The 17,319-nt window shown below is 73.5% G+C and carries 13 protein-coding genes; 5 read left to right on the forward strand and 8 right to left on the reverse strand.

All coding sequences use genetic code 11. From position 1 onward, the window contains the following. Positions 1–66 precede the first annotated feature (66 nt). Positions 67–855 (forward strand): sugar phosphate isomerase/epimerase family protein, encoded by a 789-nt coding sequence (locus ACN6LM_RS12540; RefSeq protein WP_445065410.1) that lies wholly within the window; start codon positions 67–69, stop codon positions 853–855. Positions 856–861: 6 nt separating this feature from the next. Here ACN6LM_RS12540 and ACN6LM_RS12545 read toward each other — a convergent pair whose 3' ends face one another. Next, positions 862–1,749, reverse strand: a complete 888-nt coding sequence (locus ACN6LM_RS12545; RefSeq protein WP_445065411.1) for an EamA family transporter — start codon at positions 1,747–1,749, stop codon at positions 862–864. A 101-nt stretch (positions 1,750–1,850) separates the two neighbouring features. On the opposite strand from ACN6LM_RS12545, the gene ACN6LM_RS12550 reads away from it, so the two are divergent. Both ACN6LM_RS12550 and ACN6LM_RS12555 read left to right on the forward strand, forming a co-directional pair. Next, complete coding sequence (locus tag ACN6LM_RS12550; protein WP_445065413.1) at positions 1,851–2,759, forward strand: LysR family transcriptional regulator; 909 nt, start codon at positions 1,851–1,853, stop codon at positions 2,757–2,759. Between the two features lie 164 nt (positions 2,760–2,923). Further along, positions 2,924–4,780, forward strand: a complete 1,857-nt coding sequence (locus tag ACN6LM_RS12555) for a glycoside hydrolase family 3 protein (protein ID WP_445065414.1) — start codon at positions 2,924–2,926, stop codon at positions 4,778–4,780. Positions 4,781–4,833: 53 nt separating this feature from the next. Here the strand turns inward: ACN6LM_RS12555 and ACN6LM_RS12560 are convergent, their stop codons facing one another. Both ACN6LM_RS12560 and ACN6LM_RS12565 read right to left on the reverse strand, forming a co-directional pair. After that, entirely contained in the window at positions 4,834–6,309 is a 1,476-nt protein-coding gene (locus tag ACN6LM_RS12560; RefSeq protein ID WP_445065416.1) for a S28 family serine protease, read from the reverse strand. Positions 6,310–6,440: 131 nt separating this feature from the next. After that, a complete protein-coding gene (locus tag ACN6LM_RS12565) occupies positions 6,441–6,857 on the reverse strand; it encodes a hypothetical protein (RefSeq protein WP_445065417.1) in 417 nt (138 codons plus the stop codon). A 185-nt stretch (positions 6,858–7,042) separates the two neighbouring features. On the opposite strand from ACN6LM_RS12565, the gene ACN6LM_RS12570 reads away from it, so the two are divergent. Next, on the forward strand, positions 7,043–7,534 hold the full coding sequence (locus tag ACN6LM_RS12570; RefSeq protein ID WP_445065418.1) for a hypothetical protein: 492 nt from the start codon (positions 7,043–7,045) through the stop codon (positions 7,532–7,534). Between the two features lie 8 nt (positions 7,535–7,542). On the opposite strand, the gene ACN6LM_RS12575 is transcribed toward ACN6LM_RS12570, so the two are convergent. The 5 genes from ACN6LM_RS12575 to speB all read right to left on the reverse strand — a co-directional run bounded on the left by ACN6LM_RS12575 (position 7,543) and on the right by speB (position 16,814). Beyond that, positions 7,543–11,283 (reverse strand): ABC transporter ATP-binding protein, encoded by a 3,741-nt coding sequence (locus ACN6LM_RS12575; RefSeq protein WP_445065419.1) that lies wholly within the window; start codon positions 11,281–11,283, stop codon positions 7,543–7,545. A 121-nt stretch (positions 11,284–11,404) separates the two neighbouring features. After that, a complete protein-coding gene (locus ACN6LM_RS12580) occupies positions 11,405–12,874 on the reverse strand; it encodes a protein kinase domain-containing protein (RefSeq protein ID WP_445065421.1) in 1,470 nt (489 codons plus the stop codon). A 219-nt stretch (positions 12,875–13,093) separates the two neighbouring features. Next, positions 13,094–14,053, reverse strand: a complete 960-nt coding sequence (locus ACN6LM_RS12585) for a serine hydrolase (RefSeq protein WP_445065423.1) — start codon at positions 14,051–14,053, stop codon at positions 13,094–13,096. Positions 14,054–14,163: 110 nt separating this feature from the next. Beyond that, positions 14,164–15,849: a thiamine pyrophosphate-binding protein gene (locus tag ACN6LM_RS12590; protein ID WP_445065424.1), complete on the reverse strand. Its 1,686-nt coding sequence runs from the start codon at positions 15,847–15,849 to the stop codon at positions 14,164–14,166. Then, positions 15,846–16,814: an agmatinase gene (gene speB, locus ACN6LM_RS12595; protein WP_445065426.1), complete on the reverse strand. Its 969-nt coding sequence runs from the start codon at positions 16,812–16,814 to the stop codon at positions 15,846–15,848. The genes ACN6LM_RS12590 and speB overlap by 4 nt, the downstream gene beginning before the upstream one ends. Positions 16,815–17,039: 225 nt before the next feature. On the opposite strand from speB, the gene ACN6LM_RS12600 reads away from it, so the two are divergent. Continuing rightward, positions 17,040–17,297 carry a hypothetical protein gene (locus tag ACN6LM_RS12600; protein WP_161212351.1) on the forward strand — a complete coding sequence of 86 codons (258 nt, stop codon included), beginning with the start codon at positions 17,040–17,042 and terminating at the stop codon, positions 17,295–17,297. The last annotated feature ends 22 nt before the right edge of the window (positions 17,298–17,319 follow it).

Below are 17,319 nucleotides of genomic sequence, written 5' to 3' on the forward strand. Positions count from 1 at the left end.
GGGTGCGGCGGCGGGGCGCGCCCCTCGCACGCGCACGGCGGCACGGAACGACGGAAGGATCACGCAGTGAAGCTCGCTTTCTCCACCCTCGGGGTGCCGGGGCTCCCCATGCCCGAGGTCGTCCGGCTGGCCGCCGGGAGCGGCTACCAGGGGGTCGAGCTGCGCGCCCACCCCGAGGAGCCGGTCCACCTGGGCCTCGGGCAGGCCGAACGGGCGGCCGTACGAGCGGAGTTCGAGCGCGGCGGGGTCGAGATCCTGGGCGTGGCGGGGTACGCGCAGGTGGCCGCCGAGGGGTACGACCAGCCGGTCCTGGACGAGCTGGCCGCGCTGACCGAGCTGGCCCGGGACCTGGGCGCGTCGTTCGTCCGGGTGTTCCCGGGCGGCGGTGACCAGGATCCGGAGGAGGCCGACGCGGCCGCCGCGCGCAGGCTGGGCGCGGCCGCTCCGTACGCCGCCGACCTGGGCGTACGCATCCTGCTGGAGACCCATGACTCGCACCGGGCGGGGGCCGACGCCGCCCGGGTGGCCGGGACGGTGGGGCACAAGAGCATCGGTGCGCTGTGGGACGTCATGCACACCTGGCTGGCGGGCGAGGAGCCGGTGGCCAGTCACGCGGTGCTGGCCCCGCACCTGGGCTACGTACAGGTGAAGGACATCGCGTCGGCGGACGACACCACGCCGCTCGCCCTCGGGGACGGGGTGCTGCCGCTGCGGGCGTGCCTGGACACGCTGGACCCGGACGGCTGGGTCTGCTGGGAGTACGAGAAGCGCTGGTACCCGGGGGCGGCGGAGCTGCCGGGGCTGCTGGTCGCGGGGCGCGAGCACCTGCTGCGGCTGGGCGCGCCCAAGCAGTGAGCGGTATCAGGCGGGTACCGGTTCCGGGGCGGGCGCCCGGCGCGTCCCGGCCAGTGAGGTGAGCGCCACCCCGCCGACCAGGAGTGCCGCCGCGCACCACCGCAGCGGGCTCACCGACTCGCCGAGCACCAGGGCGGCCGAGGACATCCCGAAGACGGGCACGAGCAGGGTGAACGGGGCCACCGAGGACGCCGGGTAGCGGCTGAGCAGGAAGCCCCACGCGCCGAAGCCGAAGACCGTGGCGATCCAGGCGACGTAGACGATGGCCCCGGCCCCGCTCCGGTCGAGCCCGGCCAGCGCCTCGCGGTCGCGGTCCCAGCCCTCGAAGAGCAGGGAGAGCCCGAGCAGCGGCAGGACGGGCACGGTCGAGACCCACACCATGAAGTTGAGCGGGTCGGGCGGGGCGGCCTTGCGGGTCAGCACGTTGGACACGCCCCAGCAGGCCGCCGCCGCGATGACCAGGACGAAGGCGAGCACGGGCCCGCTCGCGCCCTCGTCCACGGCCGCGACGCCGATGCCGGCGAGCGCCACCGCCATGCCCAGGAGCTTGGTGCGGCCTGGTCGTTCGCCCAGCGCGAGGGCCGCGAAGAGCGCGGTGAACACGGCCTGGACCTGGAGGACGAGCGAGGAGAGCCCGGCGCCCATCCCCCGGTCCATGCCGATGAAGAGCAGCCCGAACTTGGCGACGCCGAGGGCCAGCCCGACCCCCACGATCCACTTCCAGGCGACCTTCGGCCTGCCCACGAGGAAGACGGCGGGCAGCGCGGCGGTCAGGAAGCGGAGCGCGGAGAAGAGCAGCGGCGGGAAGTGGTCGAGGCCCAGCTCGATGACGACGAAGTTGACACCCCAGACGGCTGCCACCAGGGCGGCCAGGGCGATGTGGCGGGGACGCATGCACCGAGGATCACCCGCCCCGACCATGTAGCACCAGCGCGCGTTCCTTCATGGTGGAATTGAGCATCGCTGATGAATCACGCCGGTTCCGGAGGCTTCGGATGCTCGATCTCGCCCGGCTGCGCGCGCTGCACGCGGTCTCCGTCCACGGTTCCGTCGCGGGCGCGGCGGCGGCCCTCGGCTACACCCCGTCGGCGATCTCGCAGCAGATCACCAAGCTGGAGCGGGAGACCCGCACGACCTTGCTGGAGCGGCGCGGCCGGGGCGTCGCGCTGACCGAGGAGGCCGTCCATCTGGCGTCCGCCGCCCAGCAGTTGCTGGCGATCGTGGAGCGCGCGGAGACCTCGCTCGAGGAGCGCCGGGGGCTGCCGACGGGACGCCTTTCGGTGGGTGCGTTCGCTTCGGCGGCGCGGGGGCTGCTGCCGGGGGTGCTGGCGGATCTGGACCGGGGGCACCCGGGGCTCGACGTGCGGATGACCGAGGTGGACCCGCACCTGTCGGTGGACCTGGTCGCCAAGGGCGTGATCGATCTGGCCGTCGCGCACGACTGGGACATCGCGCCGCTGCCGGCGCCGGAGGGCGTGGAGCAGGCGGTGATCGGGGACGACGCGTGCGACCTGCTGGTCCCGGCGGGGCACCGGCTGGCGGGGCGGGACGGGGTGCTGCGCGAGGAGCTGGCCCGGGAGCGGTGGATCTGCCAGCCGCCGGGGACGGTCTGCCACGACTGGCTCGTACGGACGCTGCGCGCGGCGGGCTACGAGCCGGACATCCGGCACCAGGCGGAGGAGAACCACACCCAGCTCGCCCTGCTCGCGGCGGGTCTCGGGGTCGCGATGATCCCCCGGCTGGGGCGCGGACCGCTGCCGGAGGGCGTGGTGGCGGTACGGATGGACCCGGTGCCGGTGCGGCGGCTGTACGCGCTGTGGCGGACGGGGGCGGCCCGGCGGCCCGCGATCACGGCGGCGGTGGCCGCGCTCCAGGCGCACGGGGCGGGGGTGGGGCTGCGGTAGGCCGGTCGGCCGGGACGTGCGACGACACCCCACGGCACCCGACGACCGGCAGGGACGCGCTCAAAACGGTCCGCACCCTTGACCGGAAGTTATTTTCTGGATATCCGTGCTCCTTGGAAGTTTCTTTCACCCCCTCGTCACCGAGAACGGCCGAAGGAGCTCACGTGCACCACCGCACCTCCAGACGCACCCTGCTCACCGCCACCGCCGCCACCGCGGTCGCCGCCGCGGCCGGCATGGCGACCGCCCCGGGGGCCGCCGCCTCCCAGGGCGCCGGCTCCGCGCACAGCAGTCACACCTCCGCCGCCACGACCCGGCGGCTGAAGCGGCTCATCTCCGGGATGAGCCTGGAGGAGAAGGTCGGCCAGCTCTTCGTCATGCGGGTCTACGGGCACTCCGCCACCGACCCGGACCAGGCCGACATCGACGCCAACCTCTCCGAGATCGGGGTGCGTACGGCCGCCGAGATGATCGCCAAGTACCACGTCGGCGGGATCATCTACTTCGCCTGGGCCCACAACACCCGCGACCCGCACCAGATCGCCGAGCTCTCCAACGGCATCCAGCGCGCGGGCCTCGCGGGCCCGTCCCGCATCCCGCTGCTGATCTCCACCGACCAGGAGCACGGCATCGTCTGCCGCGTCGGCGAACCGGCCACGCTGATGCCGGGCGCGATGGCGCTGGGCGCGGGCGGTTCGCGCTCCGACGCCCGCAGGGCCGGGCAGATCGCGGGCGCCGAGCTGGCGGCGATCGGCATCAACCAGAACTACGCGCCGGACGCCGACGTCAACGTGAACCCGGCCAACCCGGTCATCGGCGTCCGCTCCTTCGGCTCGGACCCGCAGTCCGTGGCCGGGATGGTCGCCGCGCAGGTGAAGGGGTATCAGAGCGCCGGGATCGCCTCCACGGCCAAGCACTTCCCGGGCCACGGCGACACGAGCACCGACAGCCACACGGGCCTGCCGGTCATCGGCCACACCCGGGAGCAGTGGGCGGAGCTGGACGCGCCCCCGTTCCGGGCGGCCATCGCGGCGGGCATCGACTCGATCATGACCGCGCACATCGTGGTGCCCGCCCTCGATCCGGCCGAGGACCCGGCGACCCTCTCGAAGCCGATCCTCACCGGCATCCTGCGCGAGGAGCTGGGCTACGACGGGGTCGTGGTCACCGACTCGCTCGGCATGCAGGGCGTGCGCACGAAGTACGGGGACGAGCGGGTGCCGGTGCTCGCGCTCCGGGCGGGCGTGGACCAGCTGCTGAACCCGCCGAGCCTGGACGTCTCGTGGAACGCGCTGCTGGCGGCCGTGAAGAGCGGCGAGGTCAGCGAGGCCCGGCTCGACGAATCGATCCTGCGCATCCTGCGCCTGAAGACGAAGCTGGGGCTCTTCGACCAGCCGTTCGTCTCCGGGCGCGGGGTGGACCGTACGGTCGGCACCCGGGCGCATCTGGCCGCCGCCGACCGGATCGCCGAGCGCACGACGACCCTGCTGGCCAACGAGGGCCGGCTGCTGCCGCTGTCGCGCCGCTCGCACCGCAACCTGCTGGTGGTGGGCGCGGACCCGGCCTCGCCCTCGGGCACCACGGGCCCGCCGACGACGACGCTGGCCGGGGCGTTCGAGGAGCTGGGCTTCACGGCGACCGCGCTGTCCACCGGGACCGCGCCCACCAAGGCTGCCATCGACGCGGCGGTGGCGGCCGCCCAGGGCAAGGACGCGGTGGTGGTGGGGACGTACAACGTCTCGGCGACCAGCTCGCAGCGGACGCTGGTCGGCGCGCTGGCCGCGACGGGCGTCCCGGTGATCACGGTCGCCATCCGCAACCCGTACGACATCGCGCAGCTGGCGGGCACCGGGCACCGGGCGCACCTGGCCGCCTACTCCTGGACCGACGTCGAACTGCGCGCGGCGGTCCGGGTGATCGCGGGCCGGGTCCGGCCGGAGGGCAAGCTTCCGGTGCCGGTCCAACGGGCGGACGACCCGTCGAAGGTGCTGTACCCGGTGGGGTACGGGCTGACGTACTGACCGACGCCCCGCCCCGGTGGCCGTGTGACCACGGCCGCCGGGGCGGGGTCGCGTCACGGGCGCCGGACGCCGAGGCGGTGGTCGGTCGTCAGCTCCTTGTCGTCGAGCCGCGCGTCGAACTTCGCGAGCGGCTTCGCCTTGGACTCGTCCTGCTGCACGGCGGCCGGTGCGACACCCGCCCAGCGCAGGATCGCGGCGGTGGCCGTGGCGTTCTCCGAGGGCGCGAGACCGGCGACGTTCGAGCCGTGGTTCCCGCCGGGCACGGTGAACACATAGCTGTCGCGGGCGCCCGCCCCGAGCCGGAAGCGCTCGGCGCCCCACGGGTCGTTCTCGCCGTAGACGTACAGCATGTGCGTGGCGTGGTGCTTCACCCACGTGTCGACGTCCCGCATCACCGAGGGCTGGAACTTCATCGGGATGGAGCGCGGCACGAAGTTGCGCGGCGGCTGGTAGCCGTAGCGGCTCAGCTTGCCGAGCCAGGGCTGCTCGATGTCCGGTGACCCGAGCTGGGTGCCCGCCTGGTAGTAGTACGGGGTGTAGTTGGCCAGGCCCTGGTCGGCGTAGGCGGAGAAGCCGGAGATCGAGTCGACCGAGTTCCAGATCTCCTGGTCGGTCGCCGCCTTCGCGTCGGCCGGGAGGCTGTCGCAGTCGGCCAGCAGGCTGTACTGCCAGAACGCCCACACGTAGTCCATGACGACGGCCTCGTACGCCCGGTCCAGGGAGCCGACGGTGTCGAAGGTGTAGCCGTTGTCGGCGGCGTACCGCGCGTACTTCTCCTCCAGCGGCGCGCGGCGGATCAGGGCCTCGCGCTGGACGCCGCCGAGCTTGTCGCGGCACTCCTCGGTGCCGACCTTCGCGAAGAACCGGTCGTAGGCCGAGTCCTCCTTGTTCACCACGTCGTTGGGGGCGACATAGGCGACGACGCCGTCCATGTCCTTCGGGTAGAAGCGCTCGTAGTACGTGGCGGTCATGCCGCCCTTGGAGCCGCCGGTGGTCAGCCAGTTCTCGGAGTAGATCCGCTTGAGCGCGGTGAAGACGCGGTGCTGGTCGCTTGCCGCCTGCCAGATGTCGAGCTTGGACCAGTCGGCGGGCGAGGGGCGCGACGGGGTGAAGAACCGGTACTCCAGCGAGACCTGGTTGCCGTCGATGATCCGGGTGGGCTCGGAGCGGCTGGGGTTGGTCGAGACGTTGTAGCCGCCGGTGTAGAAGACCGTCGGACGGGAGGTGTCCTTGTGCAGCAGGGTGATCCGCTGCTGGAACGTTCCCTTGGACGGGTGGCGGTGGTCGACCGGCTGGGTGTAGTTCAGGACGAAGTAGCGGTAGCCCGCGTAGGGCTTCTCCTCGATGAGACTCATGCCCGGGATGGCCAGGATGCGGTCCTTGATGTCCGTGCTCGTTCCGCTGTCGCTCACGGCGGTGCGGAGCGAGGCCGGTCCGGCGGCGGTGGCCGCCCCGGCCGAGGCACCCGTCGCACTCACCGTGCCGATGAGCACCGCGAGCGACAGGATTCCTCTGAGCGTCTTGCGCATGCGTGTCCTCCCCTGAGCCGTCTCCGGAGTACCGCGAGACGCCTCTTGGTCCACAGCTGACGCGGTGAACCTAGCGGGGCAACACGCGCACCACCAGACCCCGTTGCCGGGGTCCGGGAGGTGTCACCCGGTCAGCACAGGATCCAGCCCGTGCGGGCGCCCTTGCCGGCGACGGTGCCGGAGACCCGCACGCACCGGTTCAGGGCGTGCACGGTCACCGGGCCCGCCCGCTGGGTGTAGCGGCCGCTGTCCGTGACGGGGAGGCCGCCGCGCGGCTGGATGGTCACTGCCATGGGGCGGCGCTTTCCGGGCTTGGCGGCGACGGCGGTGACGCAGGCGTAGGCACGCGATGTGTAGACGCGCAGCTCACCCGTCGCGAACTTCACCGTCTTCTTCGGGCGGCCCGCGCACACCGAGGCGGCGTCCGCGCTCCCCGCGACCGCCCCGCCGGTCACCAGTGCGAAGGCGGTGGCCAGGGCAAGGACCACGGCATGACGGCGGAGCCCGCGCCGCGCGCCCCGGGCATGTCCTTCGGTCCCTCTGGTCACAGCAGCCCCATCGCTTCATCGAACATCCGCGCCTCTACCCGACACCTGGGCGCATATGCCTGTACCTGCGTACGACGCGGGAGGCCATCCGGAGGTTGCATCCGGCGGGCCCGGCACCTGCACGGGCCGGAGCGGCCCACCATGGAGCCGGACAGGACAGACCACCACGAAAGGCAGGAACCGCCATGACCCGAACCCGCTCCGCCCGGCGCACCGCCGGCCGTACGCTGATCGCCTCGGCGCTCCTCGCCGCCGCCGTCGCCGTGCCCGCCGCCGCCACCGCCGCCCCGCGTGAGGCGTCCGCCGGGGCGACGGTCCGGGACGAGACGTCGACCCAGGAATCGCGGCTGGTGGACGACTTCTACAGCGCGTACATCGACGCGGTGGCCGCCGAGGACGGCGGGGACCTCGCCACGGCGCTGCGCGGCTTCTACCTCACCCCCGGGCTGCGTGCCCGCCTCGCCGACTGGGAGGCGGCGAACCACGCGGACGGCGTGCTCCTCGCCCAGGACGTCCCGGTGGACCACCGGGTCACCGCGGGCCACAGCGGCGCCGGGCACACCTGGTCCACGGTCCGGCTCACCTGGGGATCGCCCGAGGACCCCGCGTACACCTACCTGACGGTGCGGTCCGACCTGGCGACCGGGAAGATCTCGGGCATCCGCGACGGGGAATAGGCCCCGGGTCACACCCCCGCCGGCTCGTCCTCCCCTATGAACGTGCGCCACAGCACCGCGTAGTGCCCCTCGCGGGCGAGGAGTTCGTCGTGGGTGCCGTCCTCCACGACCCGGCCGTGGTCCATCACCACGACCCGGTCCGCGCGGGCGGCGGTGGTCAGGCGGTGGGCGACGACGAGCGTGGTCCGGCGGCCCGCCAGCCGGTCGGTCGCCTGGTTGACCTGCGCCTCGCTGGCCAGGTCGAGCGAGGCGGTCGCCTCGTCCAGGAGCAGGATGTCCGGATCGACCAGCTCGGCGCGGGCGAGCGCGATCAGCTGGCGCTGTCCGGCCGAGAGGTTGCGGCCCCGCTCGGCGACCTCGTGGAGGTAGCCGCCGTCCAGCGTCGCGATCATGTCGTGCGCGCCCACCGCCCTGGCGGCCGCCTCCACCTCCGCGTCCGTGGCGTCCGGCCGCCCGTAGGCGATGGCGTCGCGCACGGTCCCGGCGAAGAGGTACGCCTCCTGCGGTACGACTCCGAGCCTGCGCCGGTACGCGGTGAGCCCGAGGGCGCGCAGGTCGGCGCCGTCCACCGTGATCCGGCCCTCCGTCGGGTCGTAGTACCGGGCGACCAGCTTGACCAGGGTCGACTTCCCCGCCCCGGTCTCCCCGACGAACGCGACGGTCTGCCCGGCCGGGATGCGCAGGTCGACGCCCCGGAGGGCCGCCTCCTCGTCCCCGTAGGCGAAGGACACGTCCTCGAAGGCGATCTCGCCGCGCAGTTCGCGGACGTGCCGCGGATCGTCGCGGTCGGTGGTGGAGGCGGGCTCGCGCAGGAGTTCCTGGATGCGGCCGAGGGAGACGGCGGCCTGCTGGTAGCCGTCGAAGACCTGGGAGAGCTGCTGGACGGGTGCGAAGAACAGGTCGATGTAGAGCAGGTAGGCGACCAGCGCGCCCGCGGTGAGCGTGGAGTCGTCCACCCGGTGGGCGCCGACGATCAGCACCGCCGCCGCGGCCACGGACGACAGCAGCTGGACGAACGGGAAGTAGACGGAGATCAGCCACTGCCCGCGCACCCGCGCCTCGCGGTACTCGTCGCTGCGGGCGGCGAACGCGTCGGCCCCGTCCCGCTCGCGCCGGAACGCCTGCACGATGCGGAGGCCGGCGACGGACTCCTGGAGGTCGGCGTTGACGACGCTGATCCGCTCCCGGGCCAGCTCGTACGCCTTGACGCTCTTGCGGCGGAAGAAGAAGGTCCCGACGACGAGGACGGGCAGGGTCGCGAAGACGACCAGGGCCAGCTCCACGTCGAGGACCAGCAGCGCGACCATGATGCCGAGGAAGGTGACGACGGAGACGAAGGCGGTGACCAGGCCGGTCTGGAGGAACGTGGACAGCGCGTCCACGTCCGTCGTCATCCGGGTCATGATGCGGCCGGTCAGCTCGCGCTCGTAGTAGTCGAGCCCCAGGCGCTGGAGCTGGGCGAAGATCTTCAGCCGCAGCGCGTACAGCACCCGCTCACCGGTGCGGCCGGTCATCCGTGTCTCGCCGACCTGGGCCGCCCACTGCACGAGGACGACGCCGAGGGCGAAGGCGGAAGCCGTCCAGACCGCGCCCAGCGCGAGCTGGGTGACCCCGTCGTCGATGCCGTTCCGGATCAGTACCGGGAGCAGCAGTCCGGCCCCGGCGTCCACGGCGACCAGGCCGAGGCTGACCAGCAGCGGCAGCCCGAAGCCGCGCAGCAGCCTGCGCAGCCCGTAGGAGTCCTCGGGGTGCACGGCGCGGGCCTCGTCCACGTCCGGGGTGTCGGTCGCCGGAGGCAGCGCGTCCACCTGGGCGAGCAGCTCGGGCGTGGCGGGCGTGCCCGCCGTGTCGGCGCCCCGGTCCTCCTCCCCGCGCACCCACAGCGCGGGCGTGATGCCGCGTTCGGCGTCGAATGCGGCGCCGATCTCCTCCTGGAGCGCGCGCTCCCCCTGCGGGTCCTCGGGGGCGGCCGCCGGGCGGTGGCCGGGCGACGGGGCGCCCAGCTCGTCCGGGTCGGTGAGCAGGCGCCGGTAGAGGGCGCAGCGGCGCTCCAGTTCCTCGTGGGTGCCGAGGTCGGCGAGGCGGCCGTCGTCGAGGACGGCGATGCGGTCCGCGAGGTTCAGGGTGGAGCGGCGGTGGGCGATGAGCAGCGTGGTACGGCCGGCCATCACCTGGCGCAGGGCCTCGTGGATCTCGTGCTCGACGCGGGCGTCCACGGCGGAGGTGGCGTCGTCCAGGAGCAGGAGGCGGGGGTCGGTGAGGATGGCGCGGGCCAGGGCGATGCGCTGGCGCTGGCCGCCGGAGAGGGTGAGCCCGTGCTCGCCGACCTTGGTGTCGTAGCCGTTCGGCAGCTCGGCGATGAAGCGGTGGGCCTGGGCGGAGCGGGCGGCCTGTTCGATCTGCTCGTCGGTGGCGCCGGGCAGGCCGTACGCGATGTTGGCGCGGACGGTGTCGGAGAACAGGAAGCTGTCCTCGGGGACGAGCCCGATCGCGGCGCGCAGTGAGTCCAGGGTCAGTTCCCGCACGTCGTGGCCGCCGACGAGGACCGCGCCGTGCGTCACGTCGTAGAAGCGCGGCAGGAGCAGCGAGACGGTGGACTTGCCGCTGCCGGAGGCGCCGACGACGGCGACGGTCTCGCCGGGTTCGATGGCCAGCGAGAAGCCGTCGAGGACGGGGCGGCGCGTCGTGTCGTAGCCGAACCGGACGTCCTCGAACTCGACGCTCGCCGGGGCGTCGGCGGGCAGCTCCTTGGTGCCGTCCTCGATGGAGGGCTCGGTGTCGATGAGCTCCAGGACGCGTTCGACGCCGGCGCGGGCCTGCTGGCCGACGGTGAGGACCATGGCGAGCATCCGGACCGGGCCGACGAGCTGCGCGAGGTACGTGGAGAACGCGACGAACGTGCCGAGGGTGATCTCGCCCCGGGTGGCCAGCCAGCCGCCGAGGGCCAGCATCGCGACCTGGCCGAGGGCGGGCACCGCCTGGAGGGCGGGGGTGTAGCGGGAGTTCAGCCGGATGGTGCGCAGCCGGCCCGCGAACAGCCTGCGGCCGACCTCGCGCAGCTTGCCGGTCTCCTGCTCCTCCTGCCCGAAGCCCTTGACGACGCGGACGCCCGAGACGGCTCCGTCCACGACGCCGGCGACGGCGGCCGCCTGCGACTGGGCGTACCAGGTGGCGGGGAAGAGGCGGGCGCGGGAGCGGCGGGCGATGTACCAGAGGGCGGGGGCGACGGCGACGGCGACGAGCGTCAGCAGCGGCGACAGCCAGGCCATGATGACCAGGGAGATCAGGAACAGGAGCACGTTCCCGATGGTCATCGGGAGCATGAAGAGCAGGCTCTGGATGAGCTGGAGGTCGCTGGTCGCGCGTCCGACGACCTGCCCGGTGGACAGTTCGTCCTGGCGCCTGCCGTCGAGCCGGGTGATCGTCCCGTACATGCCGGTCCGCAGGTCGTGCTGGACGTCGAGGGCGAGCCGGCCGCCGTAGTAGCGGCGGATGTAGGTGGAGGCGTAGACGAGGACGGCCGCCACTATCAGCAGTCCGGTCCAGACGGCGAGGGAGCGGGTGTGGCCGACGACCACGTCGTCGATGATCACCTTGGTGATCAGCGGGACGAGGGCCATCACGGCCATGCCCGCGAGCGAGGAGCCGAGCGCCAGCAGGACGTTGCGCCGGTAGCGCCAGGCGTAACCGCTCAGTCTCCGCGCCCAGCCGCCCCGCTGCCCGCTCTCCGTCTCCCGTGCGTCCGCCACCCGGTGCCTCCCGTCCGACCTGATCCGACGCAAGGCACCAACGCGGTGTGCTGCGGATTTCATCCCTCCGCGACGAATACAGGACCTGCGACCTAAGTCCCTTCCTTCCGGCCGGCCGCGTTCAGCCGTCGCTGCCGCCTTCCCGGCCCCGGGCCGTTTCGGTCTTCTCGCCCTGGCCGGGCCGTGGCCGGGGGGACTCGGTCGCCGTGCCGCTCGGTGTGGCCGACGCCGACGGGGTCCCTTCACTCGGTGTGGCCGGTGCGGTGGGAGAGGTGGTCGAGGGGGTGGGCTCCGTGCTCCGGGTGGGCGCCGCCGTGTCCGTCGGGTCGTCCGAGCCGGTGGCGGGAGTGGAGGCGCGGGGCGTGCCGGACGAGGCGGAGGGGGTGCCGGGCGGGGGCGTGTCCGCGGTCCGGCGGGGGCCGGCCGCGGCGTGCGGGCCGGTGGGCCGTACCGCCGGTGGCGGTGTGCGCGTCGTTGCGCGCTCGCCTCCGTCGTTACGGGCATGGGTGCCGGCCGTGGGAGTGACGGAGGTCCGGGGCGCGTCCGGGCCGGCGTCGGTCGGGGCGGAACTGCCCGTGACGGCGAGTACGACCGCCGCGACGGCGGCGAGGGCCACGCCTCCGCCGGCCATGGCGGTGCGTCCTCGTGCCGGGCGGGCGTCGTCGTCCCCGGCGCGCGGCGGACGCGCGGGCGTGGGGTCCACGTCCGCGGCCGGCTCCGCCGGGAAGCGGGGACCGCCGAACAGCTCAGCGGCCTCCGCGCCCGGCACGGCCAGTTCCGTCAGGGCGCGGGCGCAGTCGCGGGCCGTCGGGCGGGCCTCGTCCTCCTGGGCCGTCATCCGGCCGAGCAGAGCGCGGAACCCCTCCGGCGCGTCGAGCGGCAGAACGGGTGGGCGGTGCAGCCGTGCGATCGCGGCTTCGACGGGGCCGCCGCCGTACTCCAGGCGGCCCGTGAGGCATTCGAGGAGCACCAGGCCGAGGGCGTAGATGTCGGCGGGCCGCCCCACGGGCCGGCCGAGCACCTGCTCGGGGGACAGGTAGGCGGCGGTGCCCACGAGTGTGTCGGGCGCTGTCCGGGTCGTGGCGTCCAGGGGCCTGGATATGCCGAAGTCGGCCAGGTACGGGCGGCGAGCGGAATCCAGGAGGATGTTGGACGGCTTGACGTCGCGGTGGACGATGCCTGCCTCGTGTGCGTGAGCCAGCGCCTGGGCGAGGCTGGCTCCGAGTGCCGCGGCGGCGTCGGGGGACAGCGGCCCCCCGGCGATGTGGTTCTTCAGCGTGGTGCCCTCGACCAGCTGCATGACCAGGAAGGCGCGTCCGTCGTGGTGCCCGGCGTCGAAGGCGGTGACCAGGCCGGGGTGGTGCAGCCGGGCCAGGATCTCCGCTTCGGCCCGCCAGCTCTCCTCGGCGTCGAGGCAGGTGTCGGGCCGGAAGACCTTGACGGCCACGGGTCGTCTCATCCTCAGGTCGAAGCCCCGGTAGACGTCCGCCGCACCGCCCGAACCGAGGGACTCGTCCAGGCGGTACCGGCCGCTGAGCACCTCGGCGTGAAGCCGGGAAGCGGTGGCCTGAGCAGATTCGCGAAGCCTCATTCCCTCTCCTACTGCGTTGGGGGGCTTACGCCAGTCGGTGATCCGGACCCGACGCTCCTTGAGACGCCGCGTACCCGGAAGAGCCGCGTGCAGCCCTGCCGATCGCGATCCGCCGGCGGCCCGGGCCGCGCAGGGGCGCGGCTCTCGCGTTCCTGCGCCCCGGCCCGGGCCCGGTAGGAGGCGGGCCCGGGCCGGGGCGAGAGGCCCCCGGTTCCCCCGCTACCGCGGCTTGGCGGTGAGCATCCGGCCGGCGGGCGCCTCCGGGACCGGCGGGACGGCTTCCTGCGGGGCGGCGGGGACGGAGACGACCCTGCGGTGCATGATGCGCGGGTTGAGGTCCTTGTGGACGACCCGGGCGACGGCCTGGATGGTGTTGATGCCGTCGTTCATCGTCTTGTTGTCCTGGGTGAGCACGGTCAGCCCGTAGTCGTGGCCGTTGCCCGTGAAGGCGCCGATGCTGTGGACCCGCCAGCCGTGCGTGGCGCGCGACAGCCAGCCGTTCTTGACCTGGACGGTGGTCCCGGTCACGGCGCCGGCCGGGGTGCCCCAGCGCTGCGAGGAGACGACCTTCTTCATCAGCCCCAGCTCGTAGGAGCGGGCGCTGTCGGTGAGCACGGAGTTCTTCGAGGTGAGCAGGGTCAGCAGCCGCTGCTCGTCCTGGGCGGTGATCTGGGTCAGGCCCCAGTAGCCGCCGGAACCGGGCACGGTGTGGGTCATCCCGGCCGCCTTGAGGAAGGCGTTGACCTTGCTGACGCCGAGCTGCTTCCACAGGCTGGTGGTCGCGTCGTTGTCGGACTTGGTGATCATCTTGGTGCTGAGGTCGATCTCGCGCTGGGTGAGGTAGCGGTTGTGCTTGGCGTTGTCCCACAGGAGCGTGGCCAGCACGGTCGCCTTCACGACGCTCGCGGAGTCGTACTTGCTCGTCGCGCGCAGCGTGCACGTGGTGTTGGTGGACCGGTCGTAGAGCGCGAGCGCGACGGTGGACTTGCGGCCCTTGAGCGCGGCGGTGATGTCCTTCGTCAGCTGGGCGGCGAGCCCGGCCCGCTTGGAGGTGCAGCTCACCTGCGCGGTCGCGGCGGACGCGGGCGCCGCGGCGAGGGCGACGGGCGCGAGGACCCCGGCGGCGACGGCGGCGCAGAGCGCGGCACGGGTGCGCCCGGTGGTACGGGACATGGTCATGGTGCGTTCCCCCTGGAAGGTTCCTGCGGGCGGCCCCCCGGCACGCCCGCAAGAGATGACTCGCGGAGGGCCGGAAGGTTGTACGCGCCACAGGGTCCGTCGGGGGCCCGTTACACGTGCGTCGGCTCGAACATCCTCAGGCGGGCCGGGAGTACGACCACCGAGGGTCCCGGCCGTCCGAACGCCTCGGCCAGGTCCGCGGCGAGCGTCTCGGGGCTGGTACGGACGGCGGGGACGCCGAAGGACGCGGCGAGGGCCGTGAAGTCCGGGCGGGCCAGCTCCGTACCGATGGTCCCGCCGGCGGCACCGGTCAGGTACTCGCGCAGGATGCCGTAACCGCCGTCGTCCACGATCAGCCAGGTCACCGGCAGGCCGTACTGCCGGGCGGTGGCCAGTTCGGCGACGGAGTACATCGCGCCGCCGTCGCCGGAGACCGCGAGGACCGGCCGGGTAGGGTCGGCCACCGCCGCGCCGAGCGCCGCCGGGAACGCGTAGCCGAGGCCGCCCGCGCCCTGGGCGGAGTGCATGGTGTTGGGGCGGCGGGCGTCGAACGCGGCCCAGGCCCAGTAGCCGAGGACCGTCATGTCCCAGAAGCTGGGCGAGGCGTCGGGCAGGGCGGTCCGGATCGCCGCGAGGAGGTCCTGTTCCAGCTCCCGGCCCTGGCCGGTGATCCGGTCCCGGACCCGGGCGAGGACCCCGGCGGCCCGGTCGGCGGCGGCCGGGTCCTCGCGCGGGGCGACCGCGTCGACGAGGTCGGCGAGCGCGTCGCGGGCGTCCGCGTGGATGCCGAGGGCGGGGAGGTTGGCCTCCAGCTTGCCGGCGTCCGCCTCGATCTGGATCACCCGGCCGCGCGGGGCGAACGTGTAGTAGTTGGAGGAGAGTTCGCCGAGTCCGGAGCCGACGACGAGGAGGACGTCGGCGTCCTCCAGGAAGTCGGTGACGTGCCGGTCCTCCACCCACGACTGGAGCGAGAGCGGGTGGACCCAGGGGAAGGCGCCCTTCCCGCCGTACGTCGTGACGACCGGGGCGTCGAGCTTCTCGGCCAGCGCCCGCAGCTTCCCGGACGCGTCCGACCGGACGACTCCGCCGCCCGCGACGATCGCCGGGCGCTCCGCGTGCGACAGGAGGTGCGCGGCGACCGCGACGAGTTCGGGCCGGGCGTGGAGCTCGCGCGGGGTGGCGTCCGGGGCGAGGACGACGGGCAGCGCGGTCTCCGCGTCCAGCACGTCCTGCGGGATCTCGACCCAGACGGGGCCGTGCGGGGCCGTCAGCGCGGACTCCCACGCGGCGGCGACCGCGGACGGGATCTGGGAGGCGGCGCGCACGGTGTGGACGGACTTCACGACGTCCCGGAAGGACGCCTGCTGGTCGCGCAGCTCGTGCAGATGGCCCTGGCGCCCGCCGCCCAGACCCCGGACCGGGATCTGGCTGGAGACCGCGAGGACCGGCGCGGAGGCGGCCGCCGCCTCCTGGAGCGCGGCGAGCGAGGTCAGCGCGCCGGGCCCGGTCGACAGGAACAGCGGGGCGACCTCGCCGGCGATCCGCCCGTAGGCGTCGGCCGCGAAGCCCGCGTTGTTCTCGACGCGCAGTCCCACGTACTCCAGCGACGAGCGGCGCAGCGCGTCGAACATCGCGAGCGCGTGCTGTCCGGGCAGCCCGAAGACCGTGGTCGCGCCGAGCCCGCGCAGCGTCTCGACGACGAGGTCGCCGCCGGTCCGCCCGGGCGGGGGGGTCAGCGCGGCCTCGATCTGCGCCGGGGTGAGCCCGGGCCGCTCGTCGTGGTGGTCGTGACTCAACGCTGCCGGGCCTCCGCGATCTGGCGGGTCATGATCGTCGTCAGCTCGTACGCGGTGTGCGAGGCGGCGACGGAGGTGATCTCCGCGTGATCGTACGCGGGGGCGACCTCGACCAGGTCGGCGGAGACGAGGTGGCAGGAGGACAGGCCGCGCACGATCTCCAGCAGCTCGCGGGAGGTGAGGCCGCCGGCCTCGGGCGTGCCGGTGCCGGGGGCGTGCGCCGGGTCCAGCACGTCGATGTCGATGGAGATGTACAGCGGCCGGTCGCCGATGCGCTGGCGCAGCTGGTCGGCGATCTCGTCCACGCCGCGCCGCATCACGTCGGCCGAGGTGACGATCCCGAAGCCCATCTTGGCGTCGTCGGTGAGGTCCTGCTTGCCGTAGAGCGGGCCGCGGGTGCCGACGTGGGAGAGCGCCGAGGTGTCGAGGATGCCCTCCTCGACGGCCCGGCGGAACGGCGTGCCGTGGGTGTAGGCGGCGCCGAAGTAGGTGTCCCAGGTGTCCAGGTGGGCGTCGAAGTGGAGCAGCGCGACCGGGCCGTGCTTCTTGGCGACGGACCGCAGCAGCGGCAGCGCGATGGTGTGGTCGCCGCCGAGCGTCATCAGCCGGGCGCCCGTGGACAGCAGCTCGTCGGCCGCCGCCTCGACGGTCTCCACGGCCTCCTCGATGTGGAACGGGTTGGCCGCGATGTCCCCCGCGTCGGCGACCTGCGCCAGGGCGAACGGCGAGGCGTCCTGCGCCGGGTTGTAGGGGCGCAGCAGGCGCGACGCCTCACGGATCGCGTTGCCGCCGAAGCGGGCGCCGGGCCGGTAGGAGACACCCGAGTCGAACGGCACCCCGACGACGGCCACGTCCGCCGTGCCGACTTCGTCCAGGCGGGGCAGCCGGGCGAACGTCGCGGGCCCGGCGTACCGCGGGATGCGCGAGGAGTCGATGGGACCGCGCGGCGCGTCGTTGCTGCTCATGGTGGGTGGTGCCCTTTCCATCGGGTGCGGGGCCGGGGTCCTCCGGCGCGTCTGCCGAAGCGACGCTAGGCGGCCGCGGGGCCGGACTGAAGTGTACGTTTCGTCCACTCACCCACCGGAACGGATGAATCCCCCCGCGCCCGCCCGGCGCCCCCTGATCCGGCCACCCTGAGGTGTCCCCCTCAGCGCCCCATGGCTTATGTTGCAGTGGCAAAGGGGGGTCGCATGGCACGGGATTACGACAGTCAGCTGCTGGAGTCGGTGGGAGTACGCCGCCGGCGGATGCGCGACGCGCTCCTGTTCGGCACCGGCCGTGCCCGGCGGACGGCCGACGAGCGCCTGGGCAAGGTGTTCGCGGGCATCGCGATCACCGCCGTGCTGTGCGCGGGCTGCGTCGGCTGGTCCTTCCTCCAGCACACCCTGGACAAGCAGAAGGCCGAGCAGGAGAAGCAGCAGCGGCAGTACCAGCAGTACAACCGCTGACCGGTTGGCCCCTACATTCCTG

It is taken from the genome of Streptomyces sp. SAS_281 (assembly GCF_052542855.1).